11 protein-coding genes are annotated in these 15,540 nt (G+C 69.8%); 5 read left to right on the forward strand and 6 right to left on the reverse strand.

What is annotated here, in order from left to right; translation table 11 throughout:
* Both ligA and ASD35_RS17700 read right to left on the reverse strand, forming a co-directional pair.
* Entirely contained in the window at positions 1 to 2,046 is a 2,046-nt protein-coding gene (gene ligA / locus ASD35_RS17695; RefSeq protein WP_056876286.1) for an NAD-dependent DNA ligase LigA, read from the reverse strand.
* Positions 2,047 to 2,095: 49 nt separating this feature from the next.
* Positions 2,096 to 4,030 (reverse strand): TonB-dependent siderophore receptor, encoded by a 1,935-nt coding sequence (locus ASD35_RS17700; RefSeq protein ID WP_162254487.1) that lies wholly within the window; start codon positions 4,028 to 4,030, stop codon positions 2,096 to 2,098.
* A 185-nt stretch (positions 4,031 to 4,215) separates the two neighbouring features.
* On the opposite strand from ASD35_RS17700, the gene ASD35_RS17705 reads away from it, so the two are divergent.
* Together ASD35_RS17705 and ASD35_RS17710 are read left to right on the forward strand one after the other, a co-directional pair.
* The gene (locus tag ASD35_RS17705) at positions 4,216 to 5,964 is read left to right on the forward strand and encodes a nitrite reductase (RefSeq protein ID WP_056876288.1); all 1,749 of its coding nucleotides are present in this window, start codon (positions 4,216 to 4,218) and stop codon (positions 5,962 to 5,964) included.
* An 11-nt stretch (positions 5,965 to 5,975) separates the two neighbouring features.
* Positions 5,976 to 6,299, forward strand: a complete 324-nt coding sequence (locus tag ASD35_RS17710; protein ID WP_056876289.1) for a c-type cytochrome — start codon at positions 5,976 to 5,978, stop codon at positions 6,297 to 6,299.
* An 8-nt stretch (positions 6,300 to 6,307) separates the two neighbouring features.
* Here ASD35_RS17710 and ASD35_RS17715 read toward each other — a convergent pair whose 3' ends face one another.
* From ASD35_RS17715 to smc, 4 genes are read right to left on the reverse strand one after another with little or no spacing between them, the layout of a single operon-like run.
* Entirely contained in the window at positions 6,308 to 7,000 is a 693-nt protein-coding gene (locus ASD35_RS17715) for a Crp/Fnr family transcriptional regulator (RefSeq protein ID WP_056876290.1), read from the reverse strand.
* A gap of 49 nt (positions 7,001 to 7,049) precedes the next feature.
* Positions 7,050 to 8,351 carry a hemolysin family protein gene (locus ASD35_RS17720; protein ID WP_056876291.1) on the reverse strand — a complete coding sequence of 434 codons (1,302 nt, stop codon included), beginning with the start codon at positions 8,349 to 8,351 and terminating at the stop codon, positions 7,050 to 7,052.
* Positions 8,351 to 9,403 (reverse strand): cell division protein ZipA C-terminal FtsZ-binding domain-containing protein, encoded by a 1,053-nt coding sequence (locus ASD35_RS17725; RefSeq protein ID WP_056876292.1) that lies wholly within the window; start codon positions 9,401 to 9,403, stop codon positions 8,351 to 8,353. The genes ASD35_RS17720 and ASD35_RS17725 overlap by 1 nt, the downstream gene beginning before the upstream one ends.
* Positions 9,400 to 12,915, reverse strand: coding sequence for a chromosome segregation protein SMC (gene smc / locus ASD35_RS17730; protein ID WP_056876293.1), 3,516 nt, complete (start codon positions 12,913 to 12,915; stop codon positions 9,400 to 9,402). Before smc ends, ASD35_RS17725 begins: the two co-directional genes overlap by 4 nt.
* A 158-nt stretch (positions 12,916 to 13,073) precedes the next feature.
* Here smc and queF point away from each other — a divergent pair, with 158 nt between their 5' ends.
* Genes queF through dapD form a run of 3 tightly spaced genes read left to right on the forward strand, consistent with a single transcriptional unit; the run spans position 13,074 to position 15,540 of the window.
* Positions 13,074 to 13,514 (forward strand): preQ(1) synthase, encoded by a 441-nt coding sequence (queF, locus tag ASD35_RS17735; RefSeq protein ID WP_056876326.1) that lies wholly within the window; start codon positions 13,074 to 13,076, stop codon positions 13,512 to 13,514.
* The gene (dapC, locus tag ASD35_RS17740; protein WP_056876294.1) at positions 13,514 to 14,704 is read left to right on the forward strand and encodes a succinyldiaminopimelate transaminase; all 1,191 of its coding nucleotides are present in this window, start codon (positions 13,514 to 13,516) and stop codon (positions 14,702 to 14,704) included. Before queF ends, dapC begins: the two co-directional genes overlap by 1 nt.
* An 11-nt stretch (positions 14,705 to 14,715) precedes the next feature.
* Positions 14,716 to 15,540, forward strand: a complete 825-nt coding sequence (dapD, locus tag ASD35_RS17745; RefSeq protein ID WP_056876295.1) for a 2,3,4,5-tetrahydropyridine-2,6-dicarboxylate N-succinyltransferase — start codon at positions 14,716 to 14,718, stop codon at positions 15,538 to 15,540.

Consider the following 15,540-nt stretch of genomic DNA (forward strand, 5'->3'; position numbering starts at 1 on the left):
TCAGGCGTCCGTGCCGAGCAAGGCGCGCAGGCCGGCTTCATCAAGCACGGTGATGCCCAGCGTGCGGGCCTTCTCCAGCTTGCTGCCGGCCTCCTCGCCGGCGACGACGTAGTTCGTCTTCTTCGACACCGAGCCGCTGACCTTGCCGCCGGCCTCCTCGATGAGGGCTTGCGCCTCGTCACGGGACAGCGTCGGCAGCGTGCCCGTCAGCACCAGCGTCTTGCCCAGCAGCGGCCGCGGCCGGTCATCGGCCTCGCCCGCGCTTTCCTTGGGCTGCACACCTGCGGCCAGCAGCTGCTCGACGACCTCGCGGTTGTGCGGCTGCGAGAAGAAAGTGTGGATGCTGGCCGCCACGATGGGGCCCACGTCGGGCACTTCCAGCAGCTGTTCCACGCTGGCGTTCATCAGCTTGTCCAGCGTGCCGAAGTGGCGCGCCAGGTCCTTCGCCGTCGTCTCGCCGACCTGGCGGATGCCCAGCGAGAACAGGAAGCGCGCCAGCGTCGGCGCCTTGCTCTTCTCCAGCGCATCGACGATGTTCTGCGCGCTCTTGTCGGCCATGCGGTCCAGCGCCGCGAGCTTGGCGACGCCGAGCTTGTACAGGCCTGGCAGGCTCTGCACGATGCCGGCGTCGACGAGCTGCTCGACGAGCTTGTCGCCCAGGCCCTCGATGTCCATCGCGCGGCGGCCGGCGAAATGCAGCAGCGCCTGCTTGCGCTGTGCGGGGCAGAACACGCCGCCGGTGCAGCGGTACTCGATGCTGCCCTTCTCGCGCGCCGCCTCGCTCTTGCAGACGGGGCATTCGCGCGGCATGTGGAAGTTGGGCACGTAGCTGGCGCGCTCGCCGGGCACGCGGCCCACCACCTCGGGGATCACGTCGCCCGCGCGGCGGATGACGACCTTGTCGCCCACGCGCACGCCCTTGCGGCGCATCTCGAACACGTTGTGCAGCGTCGCGTTGGACACCGTCGTGCCGCCGACGAACACCGGCTCCAGCCGCGCCACCGGCGTCAGCTTGCCGGTGCGGCCGACCTGCACGTCGATGGCCAGCAGCGTCGTGACCTGCTCCTGCGCCGGGTACTTGTGCGCCACCGCCCAGCGCGGCTCGCGGGTCTTGAAGCCGAGCTTGAGCTGCAGTTCGCGGCTGTTGACCTTGTAGACGACGCCGTCGATGTCGAACGGAAGCCCGTCGCGCGCCGCCGCCACGCGCTGATGGAAGGCGACGAGGCCGGCCGTGCCTGCGGCGACTTCGCGCAAGTCGTTCACCGGCACGCCCAAGCCGGCCAGCGCATCGAGCAGCCCCGACTGCGTGGCCGGCAGCGCCCAGCCCTGCACCTCGCCCAGGCCGTAGGCATAGAAGCTCAGCGGCTTGTCGCGTGCCTGGCGCGAGTCGAGCTGGCGGATGGCGCCCGCGGCCGTGTTGCGCGGGTTGACGAAGGTGCGCTCGCCCTTGGCGCGCTGGCGCTCGTTCAGCGCCTCGAAGGCGTCGCGGCGCATGTAGACCTCGCCGCGCACCTCCAGCACCGGCGGCGCATCGCCCTTGAGGCGCAGCGGAATCTGGCCGATGGTGCGCACGTTGTGCGTCACGTCTTCACCGGTCTCGCCGTCGCCGCGCGTGGCGGCCTGCACCAGCACGCCGTCCTCGTAGCGCAGGTTGATCGCCAGGCCGTCGAACTTCAGCTCGGCGTTGTAGTCGACGGGCGGGTCACCTTCCTTCAGCCCGAGCTCGCGGCGCACCCGCGCATCAAAGGCGATCGCGCCGCCCTCGGTCGTGTCCGTCTCCGTCGTGATCGACAGCATGGGCACGACGTGGCGCACCGGTGTCAGCCCCGGCAGCACCGCGCCGATGACGCGCTGGGTGGGCGAATCGGCGGTCAGCAGCTCGGGGTGCGCCGCTTCGATGGCCTGCAGCTCCTGGAACAGCTTGTCGTACTCGGCGTCGGGCAGTTCCGGCGCGTCGAGCACGTAGTAGAGGTGGGCGTGGTGGTTGAGCTGGGCGCGCAACTCGGCGGCGCGCTGCTCGACGTCAGTGGCGGGGGCGGCGTTCATGCGGGCATTGTCTCGTCTGGACCGGCCCGCCCGAACGTCGACAGCCGCCCTACCAGCGCGCCTCCAGGCCGACGCGCAGGCTGCGCGGCAGCTCCTCGTAGGAGAACAGCGGCGACTTGGCCGCCAGGCGCGGGTTCGTCGCGTTGTCGATGCCGGCGCGCAGCGTCAGCCCGTGGCCCAGCGCGGCGCTGGCGTGCAGGTTGACGAGGGTCAGCGTGGGCACGGCCTGCGGCGGCCGGCCGGCCACGGCGGAGGCCAGCCGCAGGCCGCTCTGCACGGTCACGTCGCCGCCGGCGCGCCAGCGTCCCTGCTGCCAGTCGGCGCGCAGGCCCAGGCTGCGGCGGGCGCGTTTCTCCAGCGGCGCGCCATGGTCGTCATGCGCGCGCAGCAGCCCGGCCTGGGCCTGCAGCGTCCAACCGCCGCCGCGCCAGCCGGCCGCGGCTTCCAGCCCCTGCAGCACGGCCGCGTCGATGTTGCGGAACTGGTAGACGCCGCTGGCCGGCGTGCCGCTGAGCAGCACCGGCACGATCAGATGGCGGACGCGGTTGCGGTAGGCCGTCAGCGACGCGCCGGCCGGCGTGGTGTCCCAGGCCAGCGTGGCCTCGACGCTGTCGTTGGTCTCCGGCTTGAGCCCGGCCTGGCCGACGTAGGTGTTGGGGCCCTCGTCCTCGCGGTAGCCGGGCTCGATCTGCTTGAGCGTCGGCGCCTTGAAGCCGTGGCCCACGCCGCCCTTGACGACCCAGCCGGCGGCCGGCTTCCAGACCGCGTAGAGGCGCGGGCTCAGCTCGGTGCCGAAGCGGCTGGCGTGGTCGGCGCGGGCGCCGGCCGTCAGGCTGAATGCGGGCGTGAGGCGCGCCTCGTCCTGCAGGTAGACGCCGCCATGCGTCGCGCTGGCGCGGCCGCCAGGCAGGCCGGCGTTGTCCAGCCGTTCGTCGCGCAGCTCGAAGCCGGTCGTCCACAAGTGCGTGGCGCCAACGGGCAGGCTGGCCTGCCCCTCCACCACGCGGTCCGTCACCGTGTTGGGCCGCAACGAAGCCACGCCCTGGGTCTTGACGTTGCTGACGGCGAGCCGGTTCTGATAGACGCGCAACAGCGTCTCGCGGCCGACGCCCCAGTCGGCCTGCCACTGCAGGGCGTGTTGGTCGCGCACGAGGTGGTGCAGGCTCTGGTGGTAGCGCTTGGCGCCGGAGCGCTCGCGGGCGTCCAGCCAGCGCTGCTCGTCGCCGTGACGGCTGTCGACACCGATGCTGTGGCCCGGTGCGGCGCGCCAGCGCAGCTTCAGCGCCGCCTCGCGCGGTTGGCGCCCCTCGACGGCGGTGATGCGCGCGTCGGCCAAGCCGGGCGTGGATTCGCGCCGCGCATCGCTGAGGGCCAGGCCGAAGTCCAGCGCCGGCCCGAAGCCGCCGCGCAGCGCCGCCGCCAGGCGGTGGCCGTCGCCGCCGCCCTGGCCGCTGCGGCCCTCGACGAAGGCGCGCGCCTGCAGCTGTCCGTCCAGCGGCGTGGTGATGACGTTGATGACGCCGCCCAGCGCCTCCGCGCCGTAGAGCACGGACATCGGGCCGCGCACGACCTCGATGCGGGCGATGTCGACGGCGCCGGTCCAGTCGAGCTGGAAGTCGGATGAGCCGACCAGCCCGTCGCTGGCCGAGATGCGCTGGCCGTCCACCAGCACCAGCACGTGGCGCGGGTCCATGCCGCGCAGCGACAGCGCCTTGCGCCCGCCGGTCGGGCGGCCGAAGGCGGCCACGCCCGGCTCGATGCGCAGTGCCTGCAGCAGGTTGTCGGTGCCGCGCTCGGCGAGCGCCTCGGCGTCGACGACGGTGATGGCGGCCGGCGCATCCACCAGCGCCATGGCATGCCGGGTCGCGCTGACGACGACCCGGGGCAGCTCGTTCGGCGCCGCTGCGGCGGGACCGCCAATGGCCAGCAGGGCGGCGGCAGCCAGTGCCGTCGGGCGGGGAAGGGATGAGTGGTTCTTGTTCATGGCCTGCAGCGTCACAGCACCGCGGGGGCGGCGCTTTGACGAGGGGCAATCCCGCGGACCGGCTGTGGGAGGACCTTGATCGACATCAAACCCACGCCAGTCACGCGGAAAAACTTGAACCGGTTCAAGGAATGCGCGCTCCGCCGCTCCGAGCATGGGCCATCGCACCACTGCCAGGAGAAGACATGAGAACCACCCTCCCCCGCGTTGCCCTGATGGCCGCCACCCTGCTGTTCGCCTGGCCGCTGGCCGCGCCGGCGCAGGCCCCTGTCGACGGCGGCAAGAAGGAACTGAAGGAACTCACGCCAGCCGACGTGAAGTACCACGCCGGGCCGTCGCCGCTGGCCAATGTGCCCATGGTGGACAGCCGCAACCCCAAGGCGCCGCCGATGACGCAGGCCGAATTCGACGTCGCCCGCAAGATCTATTTCGAACGCTGCGCCGGCTGCCACGGCGTGCTGCGCAAGGGCGCGACCGGTAAGCCGCTGACGCCCGACCTCACGACGGCCAAGGGCACCGACTACCTGAAGGTCTTCATCGCCTACGGCAGCCCGGCCGGCATGCCCAACTGGCAGACCAGCGGCGAGCTGTCCGAGCAGGAGGTCGACGTGATGGCCCGCTACATCCAGCATGAGCCGCCGACACCGCCCGAGTTCTCGCTGGCCGACATGAAGGCGACCTGGAAGGTCATCGTGCCGCCCGAGGCTCGGCCGAAGAAGAAGGAGAACGCCTACAACGTCGACAACATCTTCAGCACGACGCTGCGCGACACCGGCGAGGTGGCGCTGATCGACGGCGACACCAAGCAGATCATCAACATCGTCAAGACCGGCTACGCGGTGCACATCTCGCGCACCTCGGCATCGGGCCGCTACCTGTACGTGATCGGGCGCGACGCCAAGATCAACATGATCGACCTGTGGATGGCCAAGCCCGACAACGTGGCCGAGATCCGCGTCGGCCTGGAGGCGCGTTCGGTGGACACGAGCAAGTTCAAGGGCTTCGAGGACAAGCTGGCGATCGCCGGCAGCTACTGGCCGCCGCAGTTCACGATCATGAAGGGCGACACGCTGGAGCCGCTGAAGATCGTCTCCACGCGCGGCAACACCGTCGACAAACAGGAGTACCACCCCGAGCCGCGCGTGGCCTCCATCGTGGCCAGCCACTACAAGCCGGAGTTCGTCGTCAACGTGAAGGAGACCGGCAAGACGCTGCTGGTCGACTACCGCGACGTGGATGCGCTCAAGATCACCGAGATCGGCACGGCGCGCTTCCTGCACGACGGCGGCCTGGACTCCTCGCACCGCTACTTCATGGTGGCGGCCAACCAGAGCAACAAGATCGCTGCCGTGGACCTGAAGGAGGGCAAGCTGGCACGGCTGATCGACGTCGGCAAGATTCCCCACCCGGGCCGCGGCGCCAACTTCGTGCACCCGCAGTTCGGCCCGGTCTGGAGCACCGGCCACCTGGGCGACGACACCATCTCGCTGATCGGCACGGACCCCGTCAAGCACCGCGCGCAGGCCTTCAAGGTCGTCGCCACGCTGAAGGGCCAGGGCGGCGGCTCGCTGTTCCTGAAGAGCCACCCGAAGAGCCAGCACTTGTACGTGGACACGCCGCTCAACCCCGACCCGGCCGTCGCCCAGTCCGTGGCGGTCTTCGACGTGAAGGCGCTGGACAAGGGCTACACGGTGCTGCCCATCGCGCAGTGGGCGGGGCTCAGCGACGACGGCGCCAAGCGCGTCGTGCAGCCCGAGTTCAACAAGGCGGGCGACGAGGTCTGGTTCTCGGTCTGGTCGGCCAAGGACAAGCAATCGGCGCTGGTGGTCGTCGACGACAAGACGCTCAAGCTCAAGGCGGTCATCAAGGACCCGCGCCTCATCACGCCGACCGGCCACTTCAACGTCAACAACACCCAGCACGACATCTACTGAGGAGGCACGTCATGCGCAAGACCAGGATCACCCTGCTGCTCGCCGGCCTGTTGGCCGCCGCCACCACGCTGCCGGCCCACGCCGGGCCCGACGAGGCCTTGAACAAGGCCGGCTGCGTGGCCTGCCACGCCCAGGACAAGAAGCTGGTGGGGCCGGCGTTCAAGGAGATCGCGGCCAAGTACCGCGGCCAGAAGGAAGCTGCCGTTCAACTGGCCGACAAGGTCCGCAAGGGCGGCAAAGGCGTCTGGGGCCCCATCCCGATGCCCGCCAACGGGCCGGACAAGATCAGCGATGCCGACCTGAAGGCGGCGCTGGACTGGGTGCTGGCGCTGTAGCTGGGCCGTCAGCACTGGCCCGCCGCATGGCGGGCCAGTGCGGCCGGGTCGGGCAGCCGGATGTCGCGCCGCTCGACCTGCAGCAGCCCGGCTGCCTCCAGCTCGTGCAGCACGCGCGAGAAGTACTCGGGCGTGAGCGACAGCAGCGAGGCCACCGTGGCCTTGGCAGCGGGCAGGCTGATGAGAGCGGGGCCGGGCTGGTCCGGGTCCACGTCGCGCAGCAGGTAGCCGACGATGCGCTGCAGGCCCGACTGCAGCGCGCTGGCCTGCACGTCCTGCACCAGGCCGTGCACGCGCCGCGACATGCCCGACAGCATCCGCAAGGCAAAGCCGGTGTCGCACTGCAGCTCGTGCAGCACAGCCTGGCGCGGCACCTCCAGCAGCAGCACGTCGGTCAGCGCCTGGGCGTTGATCGGACACGGGCACTGCAGGAAGACCAGCGCCTCTGCGAAGCTGCGGCCGGGGCCGACCAGCTCGATGACCTTCTCGTTGCCGTTGGGTGCCGTCATGTAGAGCCGCACCTGCCCGCGCGCGACGATGAAGAACGCGTCGCAGGGCTGACCGGCCCACAGCACCGGCTCGCCGCGGTCGAAGCGGCGCAGCCGGCAGGCGCTGGCCAGCCGCTCCAGCGCCGCGTCGTCCACGTCGGTGAACAGCGGCTGGCTGCGCAGGAACTGGGGAAGGTTGAACGGGGCGAGCATCGTTGGCGCGCATGCTGCAGGCGCGCCGGCCGGGCCCCATTGACGCCGATCAAGCCGACGGCGCGTCGCCCCTTCCCGTGATCATGACCTGGTCGACGCGGTGGCTGTCCACGTCGACCACCTCGAAACGCCAGCCCTTCCACTCGACCACGTCGGTGCGGCGCGGGATGCGCCGCAGCATCACCATCAGGAAACCCGCCAGCGTGTCGTAAGTGCCGGCATGCGGCCAGTCGTCGATGCCCAGCGCGCGCTCCACGTCTGGGATGGGCGTGACGCCGTCGGCCAGGAACGAGCCGTCCTCGCGCCGCACGATCTGCTCCTCGTCATGCGAGGCGATCAGGCTGCCCATCACGGTGCTCATCACGTCGTTCAGCGTGATGATGCCGACCACGCGGCTGTACTCGTTGACGATGACGGCGAAGTCTTCATGGGCCTCGCGGAACTGCATCAGCATCTCGGACAGCGTCAGCCGGTCCGGCACGATGAGCACCTTCTTGACCAGCACGCCGCCGTCCGCGCGCAGGGACAGCGGCTCGTCGCGCAGCACGCGCTGGAACAGGTCGGTCGCGTCGACGTAGCCGACGACCTGGTCGATGTCACCGTCGCAGATCAGGTAGGTCGAATGCGGCGTGTCGGCGATGCGGTTGCGGATCAGCGCGTCGTCGTCGTCGCGCGAGAAGAACACGATGCGCTCGCGGTTGGTCATCACCGTCTCGACGGTGCGGGTGTCCAGTTCGAACACGTTGGCGATGACCTGCTGCTCCTCGTCGGCCACGACGCCGGCCTGGTAGCCGGCCTCGGTCAGCGCCAGGATGTCGCGGTGGCTGATGGTCTCGTCGCGCTTGGCCGGCAGGCCCAGCACGCGGATCAGGCCCTCGGTGATGCTGCTGAACAGCCAGGCCAGCGGCTTGAGCAGGCGGCACAGCAGCAGCATCGGCCCGACCAGCGCCATCGCGACGCGCTCGGGCTCGTTCATCGACAGGCGCTTGGGCACCAGGTCGGCCAGCACGATGAACAGCGACGTGATGCTGATGAAGGAGGCCGCGAAGCCCAGCGTCGCCGCCGGCTCGGGTGCCACCACCAGGCGCAGCAGGCCCTCGAAATGAGGCGTGAAGGCGCCCTCGCCGACGATGCCGGCCAGGATGGCGACGGTGTTGACGCCGATCTGCACGACGGTGAAGTAGTCGCCCGGGTGCTCCTGCACGGCCAGCACCTGGGCCGCGCGGGCGTCGCCCGAATCGGCGCGCTGCTGCAGGTTGAGCCGGCGCGACGCGGCCAGCGACAACTCGGCCATCGAGAAGAAGGCGCTGCCGAGGATCAGCAGGCTGATCAGCAGCAGCGATGTCGTCATCAGCTGAAGAGCCTTCGCGCCGCCGGCGAGCCGGCCGCCAGGTCGCGTTCCGCCAGTGCCTGGTACAGCTTCTTCAGCTCCACGTCGATGGCGGCGAAGGCATGCAGGCCCAGCACCTGCCCGCGGTCGTCGCAGACCTCGGCTTCCAGGTCGCGAGCCAGCGCGCGGGCCGACTCCTGCCAGAGCGCGAAGGGCTCCTGGTCCGACGGCGTCTGGGGCACGTCCAGCGACAACGTCAGCTCCCGCAGCGACAGCGCCTCGGGGTCTTCGGCCAGCGCGGCCTGGGCGTCGAACTGCAGCGTCAGCACCGGCGGTGCGCCCTCCTCGCCGGACGGCATGACGAGGCGGCCCGGCAGCGCGCCCGCCACGAAGCCGTGACGGCCGGCGGCCTGCTGCACGAAGCCGGGCGTCCAGGCGGCGGCCTTGGCGCGCAGCAGCAGCGCCAGCTGGGCGTCGTGGCTGGCGGCGAACTGGTCCAGCTCGCGGGCGCGGGCGACGACGTCGAGCATGTCGGGGAACTGCACGAAGCCGCCGATGCCATCGGCAAACGCCTGGATCTTCTGCACGAACTCCGAGTACTCGATCTCGTTGAGGGCGCCGCTGCGGTTGGCCATCTTCACGCCGGCCTGGAACTCGCTGTAGCGCTGCCCGGGCGTGGGCAGCTCCCACTCGCCCGTCTGGGCGTTCAGGCCTTCGATCTGGAACGGCTTGGTGCCGGCGCGGCGGCTGCCCGGCTGGTGCTGCAGCGCCATCTCGCCCGAGGCGGGCGTCTCGACGGTGATGGTGGCGATGGCGTCGATCAGCGCGTCGACCCGCGAGGATGGCCGGCGGGGCGGGCGGGCGACGGCCGGGAGGGTCGCCTCCAGCGCGTCGGCCGCCGCGGCAGGGTCGTCGCCGAGAACCGGCGCCGGGGCATCGAAATGGGGTTCCTCCGGCGGCAGCACCGCGCGCTTGGGGCCGGCCTTGCGCGCCGTCCAGGCGCCATGGGCAATGACGGCCGCCAGCACCAGGCCGCCGAGGATGGCGAGCAGCGTCGTGAGGCTGAGCGTCATGCCGCCTCCGCCATGGCCAGGGCCTTGTCCATGTCGACCGCGACGATGCGCGAGACGCCCTGCTCCTGCATCGTCACCCCAATCAGTTGTTCAGCCATTTCCATCGCAATCTTGTTGTGCGAGATGAAGAGGAATTGCGTGCCGGCGCTCATCTTGGTCACCAGCCGTGCATAGCGTTCGGTGTTGGCATCGTCCAGCGGCGCGTCCACCTCGTCGAGCAGGCAGAACGGCGCCGGGTTGAGCTGGAAGATCGCGAACACCAGCGCGATGGCGGTCAGCGCCTTCTCGCCGCCCGACAGCAGGTGGATGGTGCTGTTCTTCTTGCCCGGCGGCTGGGCCATCACCTGCACACCGGCATCGAGGATCTCGTCGCCCGTCATGACGAGGCGCGCCTCACCGCCGCCGAAGAGCTCGGGGAACATGCGGCCGAAATGGTCGTTGACCTGGTTGAAGGTCGAACCCAGCAGGTCGCGCGTCTCCAGGTCAATCTTGTGGATGGCGTCTTCCAGCGTCTTGATGGCCGAGTTGAGGTCGGCGCACTGCGAGTCGAGGAAGGTCTTGCGTTCGCGGGCGGCGGTCAGCTCGTCCAGCGCGGCCAGGTTGACGGCGCCGAGCGCGGCGATCTCGCGGTTGATGCGGTCGATCTCGCCCTGCAGGCCGTAGAGCTTGACGGCGCCGTCCTCGATGGACTTGGCCAGCACTTCCAGGTCCACCGCCGCCGCTTCGAGCTGCTCGCGGTACTGCGCGCCGCCGAGTTGGGCCGCCTGCTCTTCCAGCTGCAGCTTGGTGATGGCCTCGCGCAACGGGTCCAGGCTGCGCTCGAAGGTCAGCCGCTGCTCGTCGGCCTTGCGCAGGCGCAGCGACAGGTCGTCGTAGCTGGCGCGCACGGCGGCGAGCTGCCCTTCACGCTCGACCTTCAGCGCCAGCGCGTCCTGCAGGCCGGCTTGCGCCGCGGCATCGTTGAAGCCGTCCAGTTCGGTCTGCAGGCTGGCGGCGGACGTGGCCACAGTCGCGATCTGGGCCTGGGCGGTTTCGATGCCACGCTGCAGCTCACCGCGGCGGGCCGCCAGCGTCTGCGTGGCGAAGCGCGCCTCCTGCGCGCGGCGTTCCAGCGCCCGCAGCTGCTCGCGGGCATCGGCCAGCTTGCGTTCGGCGGCGATGGTGCCGTCCTCCAGCTCGGCATGGCGCTGCTGCGCGTCGCCCAGCTGGATGTCCAGCTCCTCGAAGCGCGCCTCGCCGACGGCGCGGCGCTCCTGCAAGCCCTCTTGCTGCGCGGCGATCTCGGCCAGCTCGGCGTCCAGCGCACTGCGGCGCTGCTGGCTGGCCTCGGCCTGCTGTGTCAGGCGCAGCAGCTCGACGTGGATCTGGTGGGCGCGCGTCTGCGCTTCGCTGGCCTCGCGGCGCAGTGTCGTGAGCCGCCCGTTGGCGTCGTTGAACTGGTGCTCGATGCGGCTGAGCGCCAGGCGGGCTTCGTCGGCGATCAGGTTCTGCGCGCGCTGTGCGGTCGTCAGCTGCTCGATCTCCTGGGCGCGGGCCAGCAGGCCGGCCTGCTCCGAGTCGGGTGCGTAGAAGGTGACAGAGAACTGGCCCACCGCGTGGCCCGCCGGCGTCAGGATCAGCTCGCCATGCGTCAGCTTGCCGCGCGCGGCCAGCGCCTCGTCCAGCGTGGGCGCCGTGTAGACGCCTTCCAGCCAGTCGTTCAGCAGCGCCGCCAGGCCCGCGTCGTCCAGGCGCAGCAGCGCGGTCAGCTTGGGCAGTGTCTCGTGCGTGTTGGCGATCGCGGCGGCCGGCGTCGAATAGAAGGCCAGCCGGGCCGGCGGTGCATCGGCCTCGAAGGCACGCACGGTGTCGAGCCGGCCCACGCTGAGCGCGCCCATGCGTTCGCGCAGCGCGGCTTCCAGCGCGTTCTCCCAGCCTTGCTGGATGTGCAACCGCGTCCACAGGCCCTGCAGCCCGTCGAGGCCATGCTTGGCCAGCCAGGGCTTCAATTTGCCCTCGGTCTGCACCTTCTCCTGCAAGGCCTTCAGCGCTTCCAACCGCGCCGTCAGCTCGGACTGCCGGGCGAGCTGGGCATTGGCGTCTTGTTGCGCGTTGCGGCGCTGTTCTTCGAGCTGCGGCAGTTGCTCGGCCAGCTCGTGCAGGCGCGCATCCGACAGATCACGCGCCTCGTCGGCCTCCGCGCTGCGGGCCTTCAGCGCCTCCAGCGCGTCGTGGTCCGGCGCACCCAGCGCACGCGATTCGGCCGTCAGCCGGTCCTCGCGTTGGCGCAGCGCCCTCGCCTGCTCGTCCACGCTGCGGCTCTCGGCCGCCAGCACCTGGATCTGCTGCTGCACCTGCGTGACCAGCGTGCGTTGCTCGTTGGCGCGCGCCTGAGCGGCGCGCAATGCGTCCTCGGTCTGCGGCAGCTGCGCCTGCTGCTCCTCCGCCTGGGCGGCGAGGATCTCGCTCTGCTCGTCGGCACCGGCGATCTGCTCGGCAATGCCTTCCAGCTCGGCCTTGGCCTGCTCGACACGCTCGCGCCACTGTTGGTCCTGGGCATGCAGCTCGGCCAGGCGCTGCTGCGCGCGGTTGCGGCTTTCGACGACGAAGCGGATGCGCTCCTCCAGCCGGCTCACTTCCAGCTGGGCTTCGGCATAACGGCCTTGTGAAGCATGCAGCTCGTCGCCCGCCGCATAGTGCTGCTGGCGCACCTCCTCCAGCTCGGCCTCGACGGCGCGCAGCTCGGCGGTGCGCGCTTCCAGTGCCGTCAGCGCCTCGGCGTGCGCGGCCTTCACGCGGGTGGCCTCGTTGCCGGCGTCGCGCAGCTTCAGGAACCACAGCTGGTGCAGCTTCAGCGTGCCGGCGTCCTGCAGGCTGCGATAGCTCGCCGCCACCTCGGCCTGGCGCTCCAGCTTCTCCAGGTTGGCGTTCAGCTCGCGCAGGATGTCGTCGACGCGGGTCAGGTTCTCGCGCGTGTCCTTGAGCCGGTTCTCGGTCTCGCGACGACGTTCCTTGTACTTGGACACCCCGGCCGCTTCTTCGAGGAACAGGCGCAGCTCTTCCGGCTTGCTCTCGATGATGCGAGAGATGGTGCCCTGGCCGATGATGGCGTAGGCCCTTGGCCCCAGGCCGGTGCCGAGGAACACGTCCTGCACGTCGCGTCGGCGCACCGGCTGGTTGTTGATGAAGTAGCTGCTGGTGCCGTCGCGCGTCAGCACGCGCTTGACGGCGATCTCGGTGAACTGGTTCCACGGCCCGCCGGCCCGGGCGGACTGGTTGTCGAACACCAGCTCCACGCTGGAGCGCCCTGCCGGCTTGCGGTTGCCCGAGCCGTTGAAGATGACGTCCTGCATGGACTCGCCGCGCAGCTCGCTGGCCTTGCTCTCGCCCAGCACCCAGCGCACGGCGTCCATGATGTTGGACTTGCCGCAGCCGTTGGGCCCGACCACGCCGACGAGCTGCCCGGGCAGCTGGAAGGTGGTGGGTTCGGCGAAGGACTTGAAGCCGGCGAGCTTGATCGAGTTCAGCCGCATGAAGACAGGCGCGTAAGCCTTTGATTTGGCTAAAGAAAAGCGCCTTTGACGGGCGCTTCGACGGGGTCGGATGATAGCATTCGCCCCCTCGCAAGACCCCCATGATCATGGCCACCAAGAAGTCCACCGCCCCCGTCGCCAAGAAGAACAGACCCAAGATGCGCGAGGTGCCCAAGAACCCGCCGACCAAGCCGAGCAAGGACATCCTGGTCTTTCCCAACCCCAACCCCGAGCGCGACTACGTCATCCAGTTCCAGGTGCCCGAGTTCACCTGCCACTGCCCGCTGACCGGCCAGCCCGACTTCGCGCACTTCACCATCGACATGATTGCGGACGAGCTCTGCGTGGAGCTCAAGAGCCTGAAGATGTACTTCTGGAGCTATCGCAACGAGGGCGCCTTCCACGAGAAGGTCACCAACACCATCCTCGACGACATCATCAAGGTGACCGACCCGCGCTTCATCCGCATCACCGCCAAGTGGTACGTGCGCGGCGGCATCTACACCAACGTGGTGGCCGAGCACCGCAAGCCCGGCTGGACGCCCGCGCCGAGGGTGGACCTGCCGGCGCATGGCTTCGAATCGGGGATGCTGGGCTGATGAATCCCTTGCTTGATCGGCTGCAGCCTTATCCGTTCGAACGCCTGCGCGAGCTGACCACGGGCATCCAGCCCAATCCCGATCTGGCGCCCATCTCGCTGGGCATCGGCGAGCCCCGCCACGCCGCGCCCAGCCTGATCGCGGAAGCGATCAACGGCGCCATGGCGGGCCTGTCGGGCTATCCGGCCACCGGCGGCACGCCCGCGCTGCGCGAGGCCATCGCCGGCTGGATCGGCCGCCGCTACGGGTTGACGCTCAACGCGGCCACGCAAGTGCTGCCGGTCAACGGCTCGCGCGAGGCGCTGTTCGCCATCGCGAAGACGGTGGTCGATGCAAGTCGCGCGGGCGCGACGGTCGTCTGCCCCAACCCCTTCTATCAAATCTACGAAGGCGCGGCGCTGCTGGCGGGCGCCGAGGTCGCATTCGCCAACGCCGACCCGGCGCGCAACTTCGCGGTCGACTGGCGCCAGATCGACGACGCGACCTGGGCGAAAACGCAGCTGATCTATGTCTGCTCGCCGGGCAACCCGAGCGGCGCGGTGATGCCGCTCGCCGAATGGCAGGCGCTGTTCGAGCTGAGCGACCGGCACGGCTTCGTCATCGCGTCCGACGAGTGCTACTCGGAGATCTACTTCCGCGATGACGCCCCGCTCGGCGGCCTGGAGGCCGCGGCCAAGCTCGGCCGCCACGACTTCAAGAACCTGATCGCCTTCACGTCGCTGTCCAAGCGCTCCAACGTGCCGGGCCTGCGCTCCGGCTTCGTCGCCGGCGACGCGGCTTTGCTGAAGAAGTTCCTGCTCTACCGCACCTACCACGGCAGCGCGATGAGCCCGCTGGTGCAGGCGGCCAGCATCGCGGCGTGGAACGACGAGGCGCATGTCATCGAGAACCGCGCGCGCTACCGCCACAAGTTCGCCGCCGTCACGCCGCTGCTGGCCAACGTGCTCGACGTTGCGCTGCCGGACGCCGGCTTCTACCTGTGGGCCGGCGTTCCCGGCGGTGACGATGTCGCGTTCGCCCAGGAGTTGCTCGCTCAATACAATCTCGTCGTCCTGCCGGGCAGCCTGCTCGCCCGGCCTGCCCACGGCGTCAATCCGGGCGCCGGCCGCATCCGCCTGGCCCTGGTGGCCGACGAGGCCGAATGCCTTGAAGCCGCCCGCCGCATCGTCTCCTTCACGCAATCTCCTTGATTCCTCCGTCCATGAACACCGCTGAACTCCAAAGCCTGATCGATCTCGCCTGGGACAACCGCGCGTCCCTCGACCCCGTCAACGCGCCCGAAGTGCGTCAGGCCGTCGAGCACGTCATCGCCGAACTGGACGCCGGCCGCCTGCGCGTGGCCACACGCGAGGGCGTGGGCCAATGGACCGTTCACCAGTGGATCAAGAAGGCGGTGCTACTGTCGTTCCGCCTGAACGACAACCGCATCATGGGCGACAAGGAGCTGACCTTCTTCGACAAGGTGCCCACCAAGTTCGCCGGCATGACCGAAGCCGAACTGCGCGCCACCGGCGTGCGCGTCGTGCCCCCGGCCGTTGCCCGCCGCGGCAGCTTCCAGGCGAAGAACGTGGTGCTGATGCCGTCCTACGTGAACATCGGCGCCTATGTCGACGAAGGCGCCATGGTCGACACCTGGGCCACCGTCGGCTCCTGCGCGCAGATCGGCAAGAACGTGCACCTCTCCGGCGGCGTGGGCATCGGCGGCGTGCTGGAGCCGCTGCAGGCCAACCCGACCATCATCGAGGACAACTGCTTCATCGGCGCCCGCTCCGAGGTCGTCGAGGGCGTCATCGTCGAGGAGAACTCGGTCATCTCGATGGGCGTCTACATCGGCCAGAGCACGCCCATCTACGACCGCGCCACCGACACCGTCAGCTACGGCCGCATCCCGGCCGGTTCGGTCGTCATCTCGGGCTCGCTGCCCAAGGACGGCGGCCGCTACTCGCTGTACGCGGCCATCATCGTGAAGCGCGTCGACGCCCAGACGCGCTCCAAGACCAGCATCAACGAACTCTTGCGCGCCTGA

Origin of the sequence: Pelomonas sp. Root1444 (genome assembly GCF_001426885.1) — a bacterium.
In the GTDB taxonomy this organism is placed as follows: domain Bacteria; phylum Pseudomonadota; class Gammaproteobacteria; order Burkholderiales; family Burkholderiaceae_C; genus Pelomonas.